The sequence below is a fragment of the Halorubrum sp. AJ67 genome, from assembly GCF_000513435.1.
The window spans coordinates 266,035-266,905 of record NZ_CBVY010000002.1 but is presented as its reverse complement, the minus strand read 5'-3'; the positions used below and the strand labels follow the sequence as shown (position 1 = coordinate 266,905).

The 871-nt window shown below is 71.3% G+C and carries 1 protein-coding gene and 1 pseudogene; one reads left to right on the top strand and one right to left on the bottom strand.

From position 1 onward, the window contains the following. Positions 1-238 precede the first annotated feature (238 nt). Positions 239-688, top strand: coding sequence for a universal stress protein (locus BN903_RS03115; protein ID WP_048076330.1), 450 nt, complete (start codon positions 239-241; stop codon positions 686-688). Positions 689-702: 14 nt separating this feature from the next. Here the strand turns inward: BN903_RS03115 and BN903_RS16350 are convergent. Next, positions 703-871, bottom strand: a pseudogene (locus BN903_RS16350) (alpha/beta hydrolase); the annotation flags it as partial.

Genomic DNA, 871 nt, shown 5'->3' with positions numbered 1-871 from the left:
GTCCGCCCGGTCCGAACGATCGCGCCGTCGCGCACGGCGACGGCCTCGCGGACCGCGTCGCCGCCGTCCTCGGGGTCCGCGAGCGTGTGTACCTCCCCGTTCACGAAGATCCGGTCCGCGGCCTCGGTCATGGGAATTCCGCCGAGACACAGCGTGTTAACCGTTCGGAAAACGGCGATGGCACCGCCGGCCGAGAAACGGCGACCGATTTATTCGCGCCGCCGGCGAACCCTCACGTGTGTACGACCATATCCTCCTCCCGACTGACGGCAGCGTCGGCGTCGACCGCGCGATCGATCACGCGATCGACGCCGCCGCCCGCTACGGCGCGACGCTCCACGTCCTCTACGTCGTCGACGGCGGCGTGGTGAACGCCTACTCCGGCGACGAGTTCGTCGACGGGGCCGAGGGTGCCGAGGAGACGCTCGAAGAGACCGGCCGCGAGGCGATAGACGCCGTCGCCGCGCTCGCGGACGACGCCGGCGTGGAGGCGGTCACCGCGATGCGGTACGGCGCTCCCCACGAGGAGATCCTCCGGTACATCGACGAGGAGGACGTCGACCTCACGGTGATGGGGTCGAAGACGCGGTCCGGCGACTACCGCCGGATGCTCGGCTCCGTCACCGAGCGCGTCTCCCGGCAGTCGACCGCGCCGGTGAGCATCGTGAAGACGACGGTCGAGGCCTGAGTCGCCCGATCGAGCTACAGCCCCTCTCGCACGTCGTCCGCGACCGCCGACAGCGCCGTCTCCGCCGTCGGGACCCGGTCCGCGAGGCTACAGAACCCGTGCGCCATCGCCGGGTAGTGCCGGTGTCGGACGGGCGTTCCCTCGCGCTCGAACCGCTCCGCGAGCGCGACGCCGTCGTCGCGC